The sequence below is a fragment of the Zavarzinia compransoris genome (assembly GCF_003173055.1).
Taxonomy (GTDB): Bacteria; Pseudomonadota; Alphaproteobacteria; order Zavarziniales; family Zavarziniaceae; genus Zavarzinia; species Zavarzinia compransoris.
This window is the reverse complement of the sequence record NZ_QGLF01000001.1, coordinates 24,376-42,475: the sequence shown is the minus strand read 5'-3', so window position 1 is coordinate 42,475 and position 18,100 is coordinate 24,376. Positions and strand designations below refer to the sequence as shown.

17 protein-coding genes, 1 tRNA gene and 1 pseudogene are annotated in these 18,100 nt (G+C 67.8%); 9 read left to right on the top strand and 10 right to left on the bottom strand.

From position 1 onward, the window contains the following. Positions 1 to 102 precede the first annotated feature (102 nt). Positions 103 to 768 carry a hypothetical protein gene (locus DKG75_RS00215; RefSeq protein WP_109919074.1) on the top strand — a complete coding sequence of 222 codons (666 nt, stop codon included), beginning with the start codon at positions 103 to 105 and terminating at the stop codon, positions 766 to 768. A gap of 86 nt (positions 769 to 854) precedes the next feature. Beyond that, the gene (locus DKG75_RS00210) at positions 855 to 2,309 is read left to right on the top strand and encodes a flavin-containing monooxygenase (RefSeq protein ID WP_109919073.1); all 1,455 of its coding nucleotides are present in this window, start codon (positions 855 to 857) and stop codon (positions 2,307 to 2,309) included. A gap of 12 nt (positions 2,310 to 2,321) precedes the next feature. On the opposite strand, the gene DKG75_RS00205 is transcribed toward DKG75_RS00210, so the two are convergent. Continuing rightward, on the bottom strand, positions 2,322 to 2,990 hold the full coding sequence (locus tag DKG75_RS00205; RefSeq protein WP_109919072.1) for a TetR/AcrR family transcriptional regulator: 669 nt from the start codon (positions 2,988 to 2,990) through the stop codon (positions 2,322 to 2,324). Between the two features lie 134 nt (positions 2,991 to 3,124). On the opposite strand from DKG75_RS00205, the gene DKG75_RS00200 reads away from it, so the two are divergent. The 3 genes from DKG75_RS00200 to DKG75_RS00190 all read left to right on the top strand — a co-directional run bounded on the left by DKG75_RS00200 (position 3,125) and on the right by DKG75_RS00190 (position 5,964). Continuing rightward, complete coding sequence (locus DKG75_RS00200) at positions 3,125 to 4,138, top strand: NAD(P)H-dependent flavin oxidoreductase (RefSeq protein ID WP_109919071.1); 1,014 nt, start codon at positions 3,125 to 3,127, stop codon at positions 4,136 to 4,138. Positions 4,139 to 4,348: 210 nt separating this feature from the next. Then, positions 4,349 to 4,416 (top strand) — tRNA-OTHER (locus tag DKG75_RS00195). A 402-nt stretch (positions 4,417 to 4,818) separates the two neighbouring features. Then, positions 4,819 to 5,964 (top strand): slipin family protein, encoded by a 1,146-nt coding sequence (locus DKG75_RS00190; protein ID WP_109919070.1) that lies wholly within the window; start codon positions 4,819 to 4,821, stop codon positions 5,962 to 5,964. Positions 5,965 to 6,008: 44 nt separating this feature from the next. Here DKG75_RS00190 and DKG75_RS00185 read toward each other — a convergent pair whose 3' ends face one another. From DKG75_RS00185 to DKG75_RS00170, 4 genes are all read right to left on the bottom strand, one after another. Then, entirely contained in the window at positions 6,009 to 7,811 is a 1,803-nt protein-coding gene (locus DKG75_RS00185) for an NAD(P)/FAD-dependent oxidoreductase (protein ID WP_109919069.1), read from the bottom strand. Positions 7,812 to 7,942: 131 nt separating this feature from the next. Beyond that, the gene (locus tag DKG75_RS00180) at positions 7,943 to 8,203 is read right to left on the bottom strand and encodes a hypothetical protein (RefSeq protein ID WP_109919068.1); all 261 of its coding nucleotides are present in this window, start codon (positions 8,201 to 8,203) and stop codon (positions 7,943 to 7,945) included. Positions 8,204 to 8,248: 45 nt separating this feature from the next. Further along, the gene (locus DKG75_RS00175) at positions 8,249 to 8,872 is read right to left on the bottom strand and encodes a glutathione S-transferase family protein (protein WP_109919067.1); all 624 of its coding nucleotides are present in this window, start codon (positions 8,870 to 8,872) and stop codon (positions 8,249 to 8,251) included. A 4-nt stretch (positions 8,873 to 8,876) separates the two neighbouring features. Further along, positions 8,877 to 9,359 carry a hypothetical protein gene (locus DKG75_RS00170; RefSeq protein ID WP_109919066.1) on the bottom strand — a complete coding sequence of 161 codons (483 nt, stop codon included), beginning with the start codon at positions 9,357 to 9,359 and terminating at the stop codon, positions 8,877 to 8,879. Between the two features lie 125 nt (positions 9,360 to 9,484). On the opposite strand from DKG75_RS00170, the gene gabD reads away from it, so the two are divergent. Genes gabD through gor form a run of 3 tightly spaced genes read left to right on the top strand, consistent with a single transcriptional unit; the run spans position 9,485 to position 12,986 of the window. Then, the gene (gene gabD, locus DKG75_RS00165; RefSeq protein ID WP_109919065.1) at positions 9,485 to 10,945 is read left to right on the top strand and encodes an NADP-dependent succinate-semialdehyde dehydrogenase; all 1,461 of its coding nucleotides are present in this window, start codon (positions 9,485 to 9,487) and stop codon (positions 10,943 to 10,945) included. Then, positions 10,942 to 11,601, top strand: a complete 660-nt coding sequence (locus DKG75_RS00160) for a hypothetical protein (protein WP_109919064.1) — start codon at positions 10,942 to 10,944, stop codon at positions 11,599 to 11,601. Before gabD ends, DKG75_RS00160 begins: the two co-directional genes overlap by 4 nt. After that, positions 11,598 to 12,986 (top strand): glutathione-disulfide reductase, encoded by a 1,389-nt coding sequence (gene gor / locus DKG75_RS00155; protein ID WP_109919063.1) that lies wholly within the window; start codon positions 11,598 to 11,600, stop codon positions 12,984 to 12,986. The genes DKG75_RS00160 and gor overlap by 4 nt, the downstream gene beginning before the upstream one ends. Here the strand turns inward: gor and DKG75_RS00150 are convergent, their stop codons facing one another. Both DKG75_RS00150 and scpA read right to left on the bottom strand, forming a co-directional pair. After that, entirely contained in the window at positions 12,987 to 13,262 is a 276-nt protein-coding gene (locus tag DKG75_RS00150; protein ID WP_109919062.1) for a FecR/PupR family sigma factor regulator, read from the bottom strand. Between the two features lie 62 nt (positions 13,263 to 13,324). Further along, positions 13,325 to 15,475 carry a methylmalonyl-CoA mutase gene (gene scpA / locus DKG75_RS00145; protein ID WP_109919061.1) on the bottom strand — a complete coding sequence of 717 codons (2,151 nt, stop codon included), beginning with the start codon at positions 15,473 to 15,475 and terminating at the stop codon, positions 13,325 to 13,327. Between the two features lie 142 nt (positions 15,476 to 15,617). Here scpA and DKG75_RS00140 point away from each other — a divergent pair, with 142 nt between their 5' ends. Beyond that, positions 15,618 to 16,625 carry a lipid A deacylase LpxR family protein gene (locus DKG75_RS00140; protein WP_166646455.1) on the top strand — a complete coding sequence of 336 codons (1,008 nt, stop codon included), beginning with the start codon at positions 15,618 to 15,620 and terminating at the stop codon, positions 16,623 to 16,625. A 39-nt stretch (positions 16,626 to 16,664) separates the two neighbouring features. On the opposite strand, the gene DKG75_RS22605 is transcribed toward DKG75_RS00140, so the two are convergent. The 3 genes and pseudogenes from DKG75_RS22605 to DKG75_RS23835 all read right to left on the bottom strand — a co-directional run. Next, positions 16,665 to 16,847 (bottom strand): hypothetical protein, encoded by a 183-nt coding sequence (locus DKG75_RS22605; protein ID WP_133636914.1) that lies wholly within the window; start codon positions 16,845 to 16,847, stop codon positions 16,665 to 16,667. Between the two features lie 30 nt (positions 16,848 to 16,877). Further along, positions 16,878 to 17,498 (bottom strand): hypothetical protein, encoded by a 621-nt coding sequence (locus tag DKG75_RS00135; protein ID WP_109919059.1) that lies wholly within the window; start codon positions 17,496 to 17,498, stop codon positions 16,878 to 16,880. A 228-nt stretch (positions 17,499 to 17,726) separates the two neighbouring features. After that, positions 17,727 to 17,951 (bottom strand): annotated as a pseudogene (locus DKG75_RS23835) (IS701 family transposase); the annotation flags it as partial. Positions 17,952 to 18,100: the final 149 nt, after the last annotated feature.

Below are 18,100 nucleotides of genomic sequence, written 5' to 3'. Positions count from 1 at the left end.
CCGGTAAGCGGGGGAAGTGTTTTAGCGGAAAACCAACGGCTATGTCGCCGGGCCTGCGCGGGATATCTTCGGCCCCGGTCGGAAATTCGTGAAAGGCCCCCTATGCGCAGCATCGATTTCGGCTCGTGGCAGGGCCTGATCGCCACGGTGGTGGGCCTCGCCCTGGTCACCCTGATCGGCGTCGGCATCCGGCTCTTGATCATGTTCACGATCCAGCAGCGCCGGGAACGCCTGAACCGGCAGATCAACGAGCGCCTGCGCACCCTGATCGCGGCCTATAAGACCCTGGGCGGCTCGTTCACCGGCAATCTGGCGGTGGACCCCACCCATCTGCGCGACCTGCGCCGCCGCGACCGCGAAAGCGGCGGCGAGGACGGCGGCGGATCGGACCGGCCCCGGCGCATCCGCGATGCGGTCGAGGCCGCCCTGTCGGACATCATCCTGCTCGGCACCGAGGATCAGGTCCGCCTGGCCGAACGGGCGGCGCGGGAACTGGTCGCCGGGCGCCCCGTCCATACCCACGACCTCGTCGTCTCGCTGCGCGACTTCATTCGCGAAGCCCTGGACCTCGCGCCGATCCCGGCCGACCTCGCGATCCCGGTGCAGGGCCCGGCGCGCCCCTCCGGCACCGGCGGGCGCGGCAAGGGCGAGGGCGGGGCGAAGGCGGGCCGGCAAGGCGGCGGTGACGGCATGGGCGGCGGCATGGGGCTGGGGGTCGGGATGGTTCGCGACCCGGATGCGCCCGGGCCGGCCGATCTCCCGCCATGATACCGGGATACCCCCCCGACATCCCCCCTTGCCCTGCCCCGCCCCCCGCGTAGACTGACAAAAAACCAGCATGCGAGGGGAGCGAGATGAGCGGAATTCTGGATGTATTGGTCATCGGGGCGGGACTGTCGGGGATCGGCATGGCCTGCCATCTGGCGAAGGAATGCCCGGGCAAGCGCGTCGGCATTCTCGAACGCCGGCAATCGGTGGGGGGCACCTGGGACCTGTTCCGCTATCCGGGCATCCGGTCGGACAGCGACATGTTCACCTTCGGCTATAAGTTCCGGCCCTGGCACGACCTGAAGGTCCTGGCCGACGGGCCGTCGATCCGGCAATACATCCGCGATACCGCGCGCGAATACGGCGTCGACCGCAAGATCACCTTCGGCTTCAAGACCGAACGGGCGGAATGGTCGAGCGCGGACAAGCTCTGGACCGTTTCCGGCATCGACGAGACGACGGGCGAGGCCCGCCAGTATCAGGCGCGCTTCATCGTCGGCTGCACCGGCTACTACAATTACGACCAGGGCTTCCAGCCCGATTTCCCGGGGCGGGAACAGTTCAAGGGCCAGTTCCTGCACCCGCAGCATTGGCCGGAAAACCTGGACTATAAGGGCAAGCGCATCGTCATCATCGGCAGCGGTGCGACCGCGGTCACCCTGGTGCCGGCCATGGCGGACGAGGCGGCCCATGTCACCATGTTGCAGCGCTCGCCGACCTATATCTTCTCCGTCCCCGCGCTCGACAAGATTTCCGGCGTGCTGCGCCATGTCCTGCCCGACGCCTGGGTCTACGGCCTGGCCCGCAAGCGCAACATCATCGCCCAGCGCTGGCTCTATATCGCCGCGCGGCGCTGGCCGCAGCGGGTGCGCAACTTCCTGCTGAACAATGTGAAGAAGCAGATCGGCCCCGATGTCGACATGCGCCACTTCACGCCCAGCTACATGCCCTGGGACGAGCGGCTCTGCGCCGTGCCGAGCGGCGACCTGTTCCGGGCGCTGCGCGAGGGCAAGGCCGCCATCGCCACCGACCAGATCGAGACCCTGACCGAGACCGGCATCCGCCTGAAATCGGGCGCCGAACTGCCGGCGGACATCATCGTTTCCGCCACCGGGCTGAACATCCGCCTGTTCGGCGGCATGCAGCTGGCGGTCGACGGCAAGCCGAGCGATCCCGCCGCCTCGATGATGTACAAGGGCGTCCTGGTGCAGGATGCCCCGAATCTCGCCTATATCTTCGGCTATATCAACGCGCCCTGGACCCTGAAGGCGGACCTTGCCTCCAGCTATGTCTGCCGCCTGCTGAACCATATGGACAGGAACGGCATCGCCGTGGCCACCCCGCGCGATGCCGAGGGCTGCGCGGTCGACGATACGATCATGGGCGACCTTTCGTCCGGCTATGTCCGCCGGGCCAAGGGCACCCTGCCCCGCCAGGGCAGCCGCCTGCCCTGGCGCGTGCTGCATCATTACGAGAAGGACACGCGCATGCTGCTGAAGGACGGGATCGAGGACGACGTGCTCGAATTCGCCAAGGCGTGAGACGGGCGCCCCTCACCCGCCGCGGGGCGAGGGGCGTAACGCCAGGGCCTCCGGCGGGACGGCGATGCCATGGCGGGCGAGCACCGCCAGCATCGTGTCGTCGAACAGCCGTTCCGCCATCTCGCGCCCGCCGATCAGCTGGCGCAGTTCCAGGCTGACCACGCCGTGCATCACCGCCCAAAGGGCGCGCATGATGAAATCCGCCTCCGCCGCCCTCATGCCCGGGCGGCAGGCGGCCAGGGTCTGGCGCATGGGCCGCGTGGTGTTCCAGGCGTGGCGCCGGCTTTCCGCGCTCGGGGAAAAGCCGGTGCCGGCGTCGCCGAACATCACCGCATAGAAATCGGGCCGGGCCAGGGCATAGAGCCGGTAGCCCCGGGCCAGCATGATCAGGCGATGGCTGGCCGGCTCGATCGCCGCGACATCGGGCAGATGGGTGGCGATGCCGTCGAAGGCATCGCGGTAGAGCGCTTCGAGCAACCCCTCCTTGCCGCCGAACAGCGTATAGACCGCCTTGGTCGAGACATTCACCTTCTCGGCGAGATGGCGCACGGTCAGCGCGCCCAGCCCCTCCTCCGACAGGATGCGGGCGGCGGCGGCCAGGAGGGCGGCGCGCAGGTCCTCGCGCAGGTCGGCCCGGGTCTGCCGCGCGTCGAAGGTCCGGGCATCGAAGGTTTCGCTCAACGGTCGCCGCTCCTGTCGCGCATCATGCTCGCATTCGTTTATCGGCCTTTTTCGGGCCTTGTGGCAACATCGTTTCTTATGGTAACAACGTTTCCATCATCGCATTTCATAAAGAACGACCCCGGGAGAGCACCATGATCATCGACCGCAGCCATGGCATCGCTGAAGGCCTGCGCCGCCGCCTGTCCCTGCCCGCCATCGCGGCGCCGCTGTTCATCGTCTCCAACCCGGACCTGGTGATCGCCCAGTGCAAGGCGGGGATCGTCGGCTCCTTCCCGGCGCTCAACGCCCGCCCGGCGGCCCAGCTCGACGAATGGCTGGCCCGCATCACCGAGGAACTGGCGGCCTGGGACCGCGACCATCCGGAAAGCCCTTCGGCCCCCTTCGCCGTCAACCAGATCGTGCACCGCTCGAACGACCGGCTGCAACACGACGTCGAAATGTGCGTGAAATACAAGGTGCCGGTGGTCATCACCTCGCTCGGCGCGCGGGAGGATGTGAACGCCGCGATCCATTCCTACGGCGGCATCGTCATGCATGACGTCATCAACCAGGTCTTCGCCCGCAAGGCGGTCGAGAAGGGCGCGGACGGGCTGATCGCGGTCGCCGCCGGCGCCGGCGGCCATGCCGGGCAATTGTCGCCCTTCGCCCTGGTCCAGGAAATCCGCGCCTGGTTCGACGGGCCGCTGGCCCTGTCCGGCTCGATCGCCCGGGGCGACGCGATCCTGGCGGCCGAGGCCATGGGGGCCGACTTCGGTTACATCGGCTCCGCCTTCATCGCGACGAAGGAAGCCAATGCCGCCGAAGCCTACAAGCAGATGGTGGTCGACAGCACGGGCGAGGACATCGTCTACACCAACCTCTTCACCGGCGTGCACGGCAATTACCTGAAGCCCTCGATCGTCAACGCCGGGCTCGACCCCGCCAAGCTGCCGGTCTCGGACCCGAGCAAGATGGACTTCGGCTCGGGCGGCAATACCGGCGCCAAGGCCTGGCGGGACATCTGGGGTTGCGGCCAGGGCATCGGCGCGATCGATGCCGTGCTGCCCGCCGGCGAATTGGTCGCCCGCTTCCGCCGCGAATATGACGCCGCGCTGGCCCGCCTGAACGGCCGTACCGGTATCACCCGCGCCCGCGCCGCGGAATAAGGCGCCGCGGGCCCCTGTGGCCCGCCCGCAACAGGTGATGCGGCAACGACACCGGCGTGTGACGTTGCCGCTTGCCGCCCTGCTGTCCGCGGCGTAAATACACGCCGCGGTCTTAGAACCGGCAAGAGCACAACGGTCGGCGTTCGCGAACGCCACCCTCGCAGGCGGCACTGCCGTCCTGCGTCAGGCGCCTTGCCGATCGGGCCGTATGAGGCCTTAGCTCAGCGAGAGCGCCGGTCGTCCGGCAGACGCGGGTTCGACGCCCGCAGGCTTCGCCATGGGAAAGCACCAGATCGCGAATCTGCGTGTTGAAGGTTCGAAGCCTTCTCCACCACTGGTCTTGAAAACCAGCTGCACCACCCGGTGCCCGGAATGCGGGGCCGGGAACCGGCCTGCAAGGAACCCCCGGCTTCACAAGATCCGGGGTGACCGAGCCTTCCGCCGTCGCCGGTTTCGGGTGACGGAGACGACACGGCCCCGCCACCGGATCAGGTTCGCCCGCTCCGGCCGCGCGGCCGCCTCTGCCCCCTCTCCCCGCGCTCCGCGGCGGGCGGATGTCGCCGGTTCCCGGTCCTTTTCCGTCAACCCCCAACCTCATCCCGGACCGCATCGCGGCCCGGAACCGCCACACGAAAGGACGATCGACGCATGCCGTGATCATGCCCGATGGAGTAACGACGATGACGACTTTTCTCGATCTGATCAGGGGCCGCAAGCGCCTCCTCGCCAAGGAAAACGAGCGGATCCTCGCCCTTTACCAGGGCCGCCTGCTGGGCCTTTTCGGGCCCGGCGAAATCGCGCTGCCGAGCCGCGGCGGGATGCTGGAAACCCATGTCTTCGACATCGGCCAGGGCCGCTTCCTCTCGCCTTATGAAAAGCCGTTGTTCGATCGTCTCCCGGCCGTCGCGGCCCGTCACCTGACCGCTTTCCGCACCGGGCGCGACGAGACCGCGGTCATCGAGCGCGACGGCCAGATCTTCGCCGTGCTGAAGCCGGACAGCCGCCTGACGGTCTGGACCGATGCCGGCCCCTGGGCCGCGACGGTGGTCGACATCCAGGCGGTGCCGCGGGTCGCCCCGGCCCTGCTGAAGCGCCTGGTGCTGGCCGGCAAGACCGAGGGGATCGCGGTCGCCGCGGTGGCGGAAGGCTGGGTCGGCCTGCTGACGATCGACGGCGTCCTTGCCGAGACTCTGCCCCCGGGCGTGCACGGCTTCTGGAACGCCGGCCGCACGGTCACCGTGAAGCAGGTCGAGACCAGGCGCCAGTCGCTGGATATCGCGGGCCAGGAAGTGCTGACCCGCGACCGGGTGACCATCCGCATCAACCTGACCGCGGAATATCGCGTCACCGATCCGGTGACGGCGGTGATCGCGGTCAAGGATTTCGCCGACAGCCTGTACCGCGCCCTTCAGCTTGCCTTCCGCAAGACGCTGGGCGCCCTCAGCCTCGACCAGATCCTCGAGCGCAAGGTCTCGCTCGATGCCGAGGCGGCGGAAGGGGTGACGGCGGAAATGGCGGCGCTCGGCGTCGAGGTGATCGACATCGCCCTGAAGGACGTGATCCTGCCGGGCGAGATGCGCGAGATCCTGAACCAGGTGGTCGCGGCGGAAAAGCAGGCGGAAGCCAATGTCATCCGCCGGCGGGAGGAGACCAACGCCACCCGCGCCCTGCTGAACACGGCCCGGGTGATGGCGGAGAACCCCGTCATGCTGCGCCTGAAGGAGCTCGAGGCGCTGGAGACGATCGCCGGCAAGGTGGAACGCCTGACGGTGCACAACGGCACCGGCGGGCTGTTGAACGACCTCGTCCGCCTGCGCGACGAGTGAAGATGGGGCGGCGGCCCGTCCGCCGCCCCCGTTCCCGGGCCGGGTCAGCCCTTGTGGTGCACGGGCTGCATCCCGTAGACCGGGGTTTCCAGCCCTTCCATCCGCGCCTTCAGCTGCAACGACAGATATTGCGAATAATGGCGCGACTGGTGCAGGTTGCCGCCGTGGAACCACAGGGCTTCCTGCTGCGTGGGCTTCCACATGTTGCGCTGCTCGCCCTCCCACGGGCCGGGGTCCTTGGTGGTGTCGGAGCCGAGCCCCCAGCATTTGCCGACCTTCTCCGCCACCGCCGGGCTGATCAGGTCCGCCGCCCAGCCGTTCATCGAGCCATAGCCGGTGGCATAGACGACGAGATCGGCCGGCAGCCGGGTGCCGTCCTTCAGGACCACCGCATCCTCGGTCAGGTGGGAGACGTCGGACCCCGACTTCAGCTTGATCGAGCCGTCGATGACGAGATCGCAGGCGCCGACGTCGATGTAGTAGCCCGACCCCCGGCGCAGATATTTCATGAACAGGCCCGAGCCGTCGTCGCCCCAGTCGAGCATGAAGCCCGCCGCCGCCAGCCGGTCGTAGAACTCCTTGTCCCGCTCGCGCATGCGGTCGTAAAGCGGGATCTGGAACTCGTGCATGATCCGGTAGGGCAGCGAGGCGAAGATCAGGTCCGCCTTCCGCGTGGTCATGCCGGCGGCCAGGGCGCGCTCGGAATAGAGATCGCCGAGGCCGATATCCATCAGCGTCTCCGAACGCACGATATGGGTCGAGGAGCGTTGCACCATGGTGACGTCCGCCCCCGCCTCCCACAGGGCCGCGCTGATGTCGTGGGCGGAATTGTTGGAACCGATGACGACCGCCTTCCGCCCGGCATAGGCGTCGGGCCCCGGATGGCGGGAGGAATGCTGCTGCTCGCCCCGGAATACGTCCTGGCCGGGGAAGACCGGCACATTGGGCTTGCCCGACATGCCGGTGGCCAGCACCAGCTGCTTCGGCCGCAGCACCACGTCGCGGCCCTCGCGGGTGACCGTCACCACCCATTCCTGCGCCGCCTCGTCGAAGTGGGCGGACCGGCAGGTAGTGGAACCCCAATAGTTCAGTTCCATCACCTTGGCATACATTTCCAGCCAGTCGCCGATCTTGTCCTTGGGCGTGAACACCGGCCAGTTCTCGGGGAAGGGAATATAGGGCAGGTGGTCGTACCAGACCGGGTCGTGCAGGCAGAGCGACTTGTAGCGCTTGCGCCAGCTGTCGCCCGGGCGTTCGTTCTTCTCGACGATGATAGAAGGCACCTTCAACTGGCGCAGCCGCGCGGCCAGGGCGATGCCGCCCTGGCCGCCGCCGATGATCACCACATAGGGCTGGTTGACGTAGCCGAGTTCGCGCGCTTCCTCGGCCCGTTTCTCGGACCAGGTGCTGCGGTTGCGGCGGCTGCCGTGCTCGGCGCCCAGGGGCCGGCGGATGCCCTTCGGTTCCTCGTGGCCCTTCAGTTCGGTCATGGTCGTCAACAGGGTCCAGATCCGGCCGTCGCGGATGCGGATATGGCCATAGCCGCGGGCGAGCGCCGTCTCGAACTCGAACCAGCCGTCGGTGACGCCGTCCGCCTCGCCCGCCGGCTCCCGCGTGTCGCGGCGCAGGCGTTCAGGCGCGATCCGGGCAAGCTGGCTTTGCAGCATGGCGCGGATCTGGTCCCGCCCCTCCAGCGTCTTCAGGTTCCAGGTGAAGGCGACGAGGTCGCGCCAATAGCTGTCGGTGGCGAAGAGATCGACGGCGCCGTCGATATCGCCGGCGGCCAGCGCCTCGCCCAGGCGGCCGAGAATGGCATCGACCCTGGTGGCGGGACTATGGTCAAGCATGGTGTTCCTCCCTGTTCTGCTTGTCGTGCAGGGGGAGGAGGAGCAAGCGCCGTGCCAGGGGGAAAGGCGCGGAAATCCGGGCTTCGGCTGTGGCGCGGGCGGGCCCGGCGCCACAGGTGCGGCGCGGCCGGTCAGCCCGGCTGGATGTTGCAGCCGCAGACCGGGCAGGCCTCGGCCGCCGTCAGCGGCAGGGGCACGCCGGCCTTGCCCAGCAGCGCCAGGGCGCGTTGCAGATGGCCGCCGTGAGGCCCGACCTCGCAGCGGCTGGCGAACAGGGCGGCGTCTTCCGGCCCCATGTCCTGGGTCGACCAGGCAAGCGCGGTGGTGGCGCCCAGCGCCATGGCAGGCGTCGATACGGTGGCGAAGAGAAACGCGCGGCGGCTGATCGACATGATGGAAACCTCTCGGACGCACCTTCCTCCCGTTACGGCGGCGCGTCAACGGGGGGCGATGAAGGGCTGGCGGATCTCGGCGAAGACCGCCAGGGCCTCGCAGGCATCGGCATGGGCGGCCAGGGCCGGATGGCGGCCGCGGACGAACAGCCCGGGATGGGCGGCGTCGAGGAAATGCAGGACGCAGCCGAGGGCGATATCGGCATGGCCGGGGCTTGCGCCGAACCAGAAGCCGTCCTGCCCCGCCCGCTCCGCCTCCAGCGCCGCCAGGGTTCCCGCGACCTGCCCCTCCAGCCGCGCGGTCCAGGCCGGGGCCGGAACCTCGTGCATCACCCGTTCGTAGAACAGCGCCACCGCCTTGTCGGCAAGGCCGGTGGCCAGCGCGATCCGCCGCAGGTCCCGGTGGCGGGCGGGGCCGGCGGCGGCGATCAGGGCGCGGTCGCGGCCCCGGGCTTCGTCGAGATAATCGAGAATCCCGGCGCTTTCGATCAGGGCGCTGCCGTCGTCGAGCACCAATGTCGGCACCCGCCGCAGGGGATTATGGGCGGCCAGCCGGTCCGCATCGGAAAAGGCCGACCAGGGCAAATGCTCGAAGGCAAAGCCATAGAGCCGGAGCGCGATGCCGACACGGCGGACGAAAGGCGAATCATATTGGCCGATCAGAATCATGGCGTCACACGCTGGGGCAGCCGTCCTCGCCGAGCGGCAGGGGTTCCGTATTGCCCTGGCTCCATTGTTCCGCGATGGCGCCGGGAATGCCCGTGTTGCCGGGATCGCCGCCGATCGGATAGAAGCGCTCCCGCCCCGTGGGGCCGCCGACGGCAAAGCACGAGGGATCGTCCTTGGCGTTCAGGCTCGGGTAGTCGAAGCAGATGATGGGCGTGCCCGCCTGCAGCATGCCGAAATCCTGCGCCAGGCTTTCCACCCACCAGGTGCCGGAATGCAGGCACTGCAGCTGGAAATAGGCGACCCGGCCGTCGGGCGCGTAATATTCCTTGAACGTATCGCCGGACAGGAAGCGCCCGACCAGGGTGCGGTCGGCGAACAGGCGCTGCAACTGGTCGGCGCTGCGGATGACGTCGACCTCGGCCCGGGCCGGCCCGGCGGCCAGGACGGCGGCGGCCAGCATCAGGGCGGACATCAGGCGACGGCGCATCTCAACCTCCTCGGGCGGCACGCCTCTGGTATGCGCCAATGGTGCCGCCAGGGGAAGCCCCGGGGACTTCCCCGCGCGATCGCCCGGGTCTTAAGATGGCGGACGCCGACAACAGGGAGGACAGAATGGTCGCGCTGAAAGATCCCGGCTTGTTCCGCGAGCGGAACTATATCGGCGGCGAATGGGTGGCGGCGGACGATGGCGCCACCGTCGAGGTGACCGACCCCGCCACCCTGGCCGTGCTCGGCACCGTGCCCAGGGCCGGCCGGGCGGAAACGGCGCGGGCGATCGCCGCCGCCGACATCGCCCTGCCGGCCTGGCGCAAGAAGACCGCCAAGGAACGCGCCCTGGTGCTGCGCCGCTTCGCCGACCTGATGATGGCGAATCAGGACGACCTCGCCCTGCTCATGACCCTCGAACAGGGCAAGCCGCTGGCCGAATCGAAGGGCGAGATCGCCTATGCCGCCGCCTTCCTCGAATGGTTCGGCGAGGAGGCGAAGCGGATCTACGGCGAAACCATCCCGTCCCATGCCGCCGACAAGCGGATCATCGTCACCCGGGAACCGGTGGGCGTGGTCGCCGCCATCACGCCGTGGAATTTCCCCGCCGCCATGATCACCCGCAAGATCGGTCCGGCGCTTGCCGCCGGCTGTACCGTGGTGGTGAAGCCGGCGACCCAGACCCCCTATTCCGCCCTGGCGCTGGCCGAGCTTGGCGCCCGGGCCGGGCTGCCCGCCGGCGCCCTCAATGTGGTCACCGGCGCGGCCCAGGCGATCGGCGGCGAGATGACCGCGAATCCGATCGTGCGCAAGCTGACCTTCACCGGCTCGACCGAGATCGGCAAGGTGCTGATGGCGCAATGCGCCGGCACGGTGAAGAAGGTCAGCCTGGAATTGGGCGGCAATGCCCCCTTCATCGTCTTCGACGATGCCGATCTCGATGCCGCGGTCGAGGGGGCGATCGCCTCCAAGTTCCGCAACACCGGCCAGACCTGCGTCTGCGCCAACCGGATCCTGGTCCAGGACGGGGTGCATGACGCCTTCGTCGAGAAATTGTCCCGCGCCGTCGCCGCCCTCAAGGTCGGCAGCGGCATCGAGCCCGGCGTCACCCAGGGCCCGCTGATCGACATGAAGGCCGTCGCCAAGATCGAGGACCATATCGCCGACGCCCTGGCCAAGGGTGCCAGGCTGGCGACCGGCGGCCGGCGCCACGCCCTTGGCGTCTCCTTCTTCGAGCCGACGGTGCTGACCGGCGTCACCCCGGCCATGGCGGTCGCCCGGGAGGAGACCTTCGGCCCGCTGGCCCCGGTGTTCCGCTTCGCGGACGAGGGGCAGGCGATCCGCATGGCCAATGATACCGAATTCGGCCTCGCCTCCTATTTCTATGCCCGCGACGTCGGCCGTATCTTCCGGGTCGCGGAAGGGCTCGAATACGGCATCGTCGGCATCAATACCGGCCTGATCTCGACCGAGGTCGCCCCCTTCGGCGGGGTGAAGGAATCCGGCATCGGGCGCGAAGGCTCGTCCCACGGCATCGACGATTACGTCGAGATCAAATATCTCTGCCTCGGCGGGCTCGACCGATGACCGCGTCCCCGCCCCTGCTGGCCGGGGAGGCCCTGATCGCCCTGCTGGCGGAGGCCGGCGGCGCCGGCGATGCCGCCGGCAGCCCCCTGCCCCTGGTCACCCTCGGCCTTGCCGAGGCGGCGGAGGTGCAGGGCCGGGTGCTGGGCCTCATCGGCAGCGATCCCCGCTGGCTGGTGCTGGTCGACGGTGTCGAATTGCACCATGTCCGCCTCGACCAGATCAGCCGCATCAGCCTGTCGGCGGAAAGCCTGCGCCAGGTTCAGGCGGCGAAGGCGGCGGCGGGCGTGCCCAGCCGGCTCGGCCTCGTCCGGCGGGCGGCGGCGATCGCGGCGGCGGTACAGGCGGAACTGGCCGCGCCCTTCGCCATCGACCTCGCCTTCGATCATTTCCCCGAGGATGCGGCCTCGCTGCGGGCTATCGACGGCGCCCTGGACGAACTGGCCGAGGCGCTGCGCCAACAGACCGCCAGCCCCCTTGGCATCGAGCGCCTCAGCGTCCACATCAGGGGGGTACAGATTGCCCTGGCCGATCCGGATCATCCGGCCGGCCTCACCCGCGCGGGCGACCGCCTGGTCCTGCGCCTGCCGGTCGCCGGCAGGACCGCCGGCCGGCCGGGCGGCGACCTGCCCCAACATTTGCAAGCGGTGCTTTCATGACCAGCCCATCCTATGACTACGATCTCTTCGTCATCGGCGCCGGTTCGGGCGGCGTCCGGGCGGCGCGCATCGCCGCCGGCCATGGCGCCCGCGTCGCCGTCGCCGAGGATTACCGGGTCGGCGGCACCTGCGTGATCCGCGGCTGCGTGCCGAAGAAACTGCTGGTCTATGCCGCCCATTACGGCGAGGAGATCGAGGATGCCGCCGCCTTCGGCTGGACCGTGCCGGGCAAGGCCAGCTTCGACTGGGCCCGCCTGATCGCCGCCAAGGACAAGGAGATCGAGCGCCTGAGCGGCCTCTACGTGAAGGGGCTGGACGGGGCCGGCGCCGCATTGCTCCGCGGCCGTGCCCGCCTGATCGATGCCCATACACTCGATGTCGGCGGCCGCCGGGTGACGGCGGCGACGATCCTGGTCGCCACCGGCGGCACGCCGGAGGTGCCGGCGATCCCCGGCGCCGAACATGCCATCACCTCGAACGAAGCCTTTCACCTGCCCGCCCAGCCGAAACGCGTGGTGGTGGTGGGTGCCGGCTATATCGCGGTCGAATTCGCCGGGATCTTCCACGGCCTCGGCAGCACGACCACGATCGTCCACCGCGGCCCCCGCCTGCTGCGCGGCTTCGACGACGATGTCGCCGACCGTCTCCAGGACGAATACCGCGACAAGGGCATCGCCCTGCACCTGAACGCCAGCCCGACCGCCATCGACAAGGGCCCGGACGGCCTGACCCTGCATCTGTCGGACGGCAGCGCGATCGAAACCGATGCGGTGATGTTCGCCACCGGGCGGCGTCCCAACACGCAGGATCTGGGTCTCGAGGCGGCGGGGGTCGAGACCGGGCCCAAGGGCGAGATCAAGGTCGATCTCTATTCCCGGACCAATGTGCCCAACATCTATGCCGTCGGCGACGTCACCGACCGGGTGGCCCTGACCCCGGTGGCGATCAAGGAAGGCCATGCCTTCGCCGACACGCTGTTCGGCAACCGCCCGGCCCTGGCCGATCATCACGACGTCCCGACCGCCGTCTTCAGCCAGCCGCCCATCGGCACCGTCGGCCTGACCGAAGCCCAGGCGGTGGCGCGCTTCGGCACCGTCGACATCTACGAGGCCGGCTTCCGCCCGATGAAACATGCGCTCACCGGCCGCAACACCAGGACCTATATGAAGCTGATCGTCGAACCCCGTTCCGACCGGGTGGTGGGCGCCCATCTGATCGGCGACGATACGCCGGAAATCATCCAGGTGGTCGGCATCGCCGTGAAGCTGGGCGCGACCAAGGCCCAGTTCGACCGCACCGTCGCCGTCCACCCCACCGCCGCCGAGGAACTGGTGCTGATGCGCAGCAAGGCCCGCACCGCCACGGCCAAGGCGGCGGCGGAATAGTCAGCGCCCGAACAGGAACCGCCGGAGCCGCGCCCCGAACGACAGGGGTGGTTCCGGCGGCTCCACCCGACCGGCCCAGCGGGCGTCGAAGGCCGGCGGAATCTCGCCCAGCATCGCCATGGCGCGGCGCGCCCGGCTCCACGCCACCCAATGGGCGGAATCGAGGGCAAGCCAGCCGGCGATGGCCCGGCGCAGATCGTCGTCGTCCGGCCGCTCACGCAGCCGGGCCAGCCAGCCGGCGGCCTCCTTCAGCAATGTCTCGCGCCGATCGTCCATGCCGCTCCGCCGACAAAAAAGCCCCGCACGCCGGCGGGGCTTTTCCGTGGTGTTCCAATCGCTCAGGCGGCCTGGCGGCGCTTGGCGATGATCGTCATGATCTCGGCCGCGGCGGACGGGATATTGGTGCCGGGGCCATAGATGGCGGCGACGCCCGCCTTGTAGAGGAAGTCGTAGTCCTGCGCCGGGATGACGCCGCCGCAGACCACGAGCACGTCTTCCGCGCCCGCCTGCTTCAGTTCGGCGATCAGTTCCGGCACCAGGGTCTTGTGGCCGGCGGCCTGGGACGAGACGCCGACGACATGGACGTCGTTCTCGACCGCATCGCGGGCGACTTCCGCCGGGGTCTGGAACAGTGAGCCGACGTCGACGTCGAAGCCGATGTCGGCGAAGGCGGTGGCGATCACCTTGGCGCCGCGGTCGTGGCCGTCCTGGCCCATCTTGGCCACCAGCATGCGCGGGCGGCGGCCCTCCTCGCGGGCGAAGGCGGCGACTTCCTGGCGGATGCGGTCGAAGCCCTCGTCACCCTCATAAGCCGCGCCATAGACGCCAGAGATCGAGCGGATCACCGCCTTGTGGCGGGTGAAGACTTTCTCGAGGGCATCCGAAATCTCGCCCACGGTGGCGCGCACGCGGGCGGCCTTGACCGAGAGATCGAGAAGATTGGCCTCGCCGCCCTTGGCGCCTTCGGTCAGGGCGTCCAGGGCCGCCTGCACCGCCGCCTCGTCGCGGGTCCCGCGGATCTGCTTCAGGCGGGCGATCTGGGCTTCGCGGACGGCGACATTGTCGACGTCCAGGATGTCCACCGGCGCCTCTTCCTTCAGGCGGTACTTGTTCACGCCGACGATGACCTCGTCGCCGCGGTCGATCGCGGCCTGGCGCCGTGCCGCCGATTCCTCGATGCGGAGCTTGGGCATGCCGCTTTCGACCGCCTTGGTCATGCCGCCCAGGCTTTCCACTTCCTCGATGATCTTGCGCGCTTCGGTCACCAGTTCGGCCGTCAGGCTTTCGACGTAATAGGACCCGCCGAGCGGATCGACGACATGGGTGACGCCTGTCTCCTCGGCCAGGATCAACTGGGTGTTGCGGGCGATGCGGGCCGAGAATTCGGTCGGCAGCGCGATCGCCTCGTCCAGCGAATTGGTATGCAGCGACTGGGTGCCGCCGAAGATCGCCGCCATCGCCTCATAGGCGGTGCGGACGACATTGTTGTAGGGGTCCTGCTCGGTCAGCGACACGCCGGACGTCTGGCAATGGGTGCGCAGCATCAGGCTGGACGCCTTCTTCGGCTTGAACTGGGCCATCAGTTCGGCCCAGAGGAAGCGGGCGGCGCGCAGCTTGGCCACTTCCATGAAGAAATTCATGCCGATGGCGAAGAAGAACGACAGGCGGCCGGCGAAATCGTCGACGTCCAGGCCCTTGGACAGGGCGGCGCGGACGTATTCGAGGCCGTCCGCCAGGGTGAAAGCCAGTTCCTGAACCTGGTTCGCGCCCGCTTCCTGCATGTGATAGCCGGAAATCGAGATCGAATTGAACTTCGGCATGTTCTTCGACGTATAGGCGATGATATCCGCAATGATCCGCATCGAGGGTTCGGGCGGATAGATATAGGTATTGCGGACCATGAACTCCTTCAGGATGTCGTTCTGGATCGTGCCCGAGAGCTTGTCCTGCGAGACCCCCTGTTCCTCCGCCGCGATGATGTAATTGGCGAGGCAGGGCAGCACGGCGCCGTTCATGGTCATCGAGACCGACATCTTGTCGAGCGGGATGCCGTCGAACAGGATCTTCATGTCCTCGACGCTGTCGATGGCGACCCCGGCCTTGCCGACATCGCCGATCACGCGGGGATGGTCGCTGTCATAGCCGCGGTGGGTGGCGAGGTCGAAGGCGATCGAGAGGCCCATCTGGCCGGCGGCCAGATTCTTGCGATAGAAGGCGTTCGACGCTTCCGCGGTCGAGAAGCCGGCATACTGGCGGATGGTCCAGGGCCGGTTGGCATACATGGACGCCCGCACGCCCCGGGTGAAGGGGGCGAAGCCCGGCAGGGTGTCGGCCGTCTCCAGACCCTCGACATCGGCCGCGGTATAGAGCGGCTTCACCGCGATGCCCTCGGGCGTGTTCCACGTCAGGCTGTCGGCCGGCTTGCCGCCCAGTTCCTTCGATACCAGTGCCTGCCAGTCTTCGAGACTACGCTTCGGAAAATCGGCCATCCCCATTCCCTCGTACAATTTGAGTGGTAATAGGATTATCGGCCGGGATAAGTCAATGAACTGGCTCAACCGACCTTGGGCGAATAGGGGCGGATTCGGGCCGCTTCAGATGCCCCCGCAAGGCTTTCGTCGCGAGGTGATCATGTCCCTGTCCCATCGTGCCCTTCTTGCCTGCGGCCTCGCGCTTGCGGCCGGCAGTGCGCTGGCGCAGCCCTCGTCGCCCCCGACCGACCCGAACGGCACCTTTTCCTTCCTGTGGGAAAACGATGCCTTTGCCGCCACCGACCGCTATTACACCAATGGCGTGCAATTCTCCTGGCTGTCGCCGTCCAGCCCGCCGCCCTGGTTCGACGGTGCGACCGATACCACCCGCTTTTTCCTCGGGCCCGACTCCCAGGTGCGCTGGGGGCTGGCGCTGGGCCAGACCCTGTTCACGCCGGAAGACACGGAACGCCGGGTGCCGGATCCAAGCGACCGGCCCTATGCCGCCTATCTGTTCGGCGCCGTCTCCCTCGTCGCCTATTCCGACGAGACGCTGAACACGATCCAGCTTCAGATCGGCATGGTCGGCCCCTCGGCGCTGGGCGAGGAAGTGCAGAATAATTTCCACGACCTGATCGGCGACGGCCATGCCGAGGGCTGGGATCACCAATTGGACGACGAATTGGGCATCAACCTGATCTTCGACCGCAAATGGCGCGCCGTCAGCCTGACCGGCCCGCGCACCGGCCTCGGCATCGACCTGACCCCCAGCGTCACCCTATCCCTCGGCAATGTCGCGACCTATGCCGCCGGCGGCCTGATGTTCCGCCTGGGCCAGAACCTCGATTCCGATTTCGGCGCCCCGCGCATCCGCCCGGCCCTGACCGGCGCCAATTTCTACGACAAGCGCGACGGCTTCGGCTGGTACGTCTTCGCCGGGGCCGAGGGACGGGCGATCGCCCGCGACATCTTCCTCGACGGCAATACGTTCGACGGCGACGGCCCCCATGTCGACAAGCGCATCCTGGTGGGCGACGCCCAGGCCGGCCTCTCCCTCTTCCTCGGCTCCACCCGCCTGACCTATACCTATGTGATCAGAACCGAGGAATTCGAGGGCCAGGACGGCTTGTCCAAATTCGGCTCCGCCTCGCTCAGCTGGAGTTTCTGACTCCCCTCCCGGAGGCAGGAGGACGCCTGCCGGACCTGTTCAATATTCGTAGAATCCGACAGCGAAGAACCCCGGCTCATCGACGCGGAGAGAGGTTACGGCACTCGCCTGCTCGTCGACCGTGCCATACTCATCAAAGGATCTAATGCTCCCCGATACCTTGCAATCATTTGCTTTTGCAGATTCTTTCACCAGCTCGGGCGTGCGACCGAGAATGATCATGTAGCCTCTTGGCATGTTTCCCTCCGCCGGTTATTGGCCCAATAGCCAAGTCTGCCCCTGCTGGCGCAGATCTTCAGAGCAACCACGCGCCTTCAACTGCTCGATCGCCAGGATCGAGACGATCAATCGCTGGTCGCGCACCGCCTGGATGGACAATTCCAACTCGTCGTAGCCGCCGCCCATGTAGCGCTCGCAGGTCCGGTACATCAGTTCGCGCAGCATGTTGATCGTCTGCGTGCGCGAGATGGTCGAACCGTTCTCGGCCCTGCTGAAGGCCGCGCGCAGCGCCACTTCGAGCGTCTTCGGGTCGGTCGCCTGGCCGAAGCCGAGCGCACCGCTGTACGACTGCGCGAGGACGGAAAAGACATCGGGGCTCGGCTCGGCGCAGAAGCGCTGGATCGCGACGGTCTGGGTCTCGGTCTGGCCGGGGATGGCGCCGAAGACGTCGCGCGCCCGGGTAACCTTCACTTCGGTCGGGACCGTGGCGGTCAGGATCGAGCGCTGCTTGGCGTCGATCAGGACGATTTCCGCGCCGTCCCCGTCGAGCGTATTCGACCGGTAGATCGAGTTGAAATTCGCATCGCAGCCCGCAAGGCCCGGACAGGCCATGGACAGACAAACCACGGGCAGCCACGCCAGAAATGCGCGCATTCCTCTTCCCCCTTTCCGAACCCGCCGCTTTGCGATCGGCCCCGACCGCAACCTATCCATTAGTACTACAGTTGCCTATCTGTTGTTTATATTGCGCTATCGCAGCACCGGCTTGATGCCGCCTTCGCCAGATTGACCATTGGAGGATGAAGCGCCGCTTGTGGCCGGGCGGTAAGACAAGACGTGCGATGAGGTTGGCGATTTCTGGAACATTGGGGATGAGCAGGTTCAGGCGGCGGAGGCGCTGATTGGACTCGTTTCGTTCGGTTTGCTGTTGTCGGGTCCGCTGGCGGCGCGGCGCAGATCGGCGGCGAGTTTGGCCAGGAAGGCCGCCGCCATCATGACCAGGCTCATGTGGCGATGCCATCCGGTCCAGGAGCGGGCTTCACAATGATCCAGGCCGAGATCATCCTTGGCGCGCAGGAAGCACTCCTCGATCGTCCACCGCAGGCCGGCGGCACCGGCCAGTTCCGGGAGGCCGGCCGCCTCGGGGGCGAAGGCGAAGTAGTAGGCGAGCGCATTGGGATCGGCACGGCCGCGCCGGATCAGCAGCCAGCGCCGGTAAAGGCCGTTGCCGTCACCATAGCGGCCCGAATCTGTCA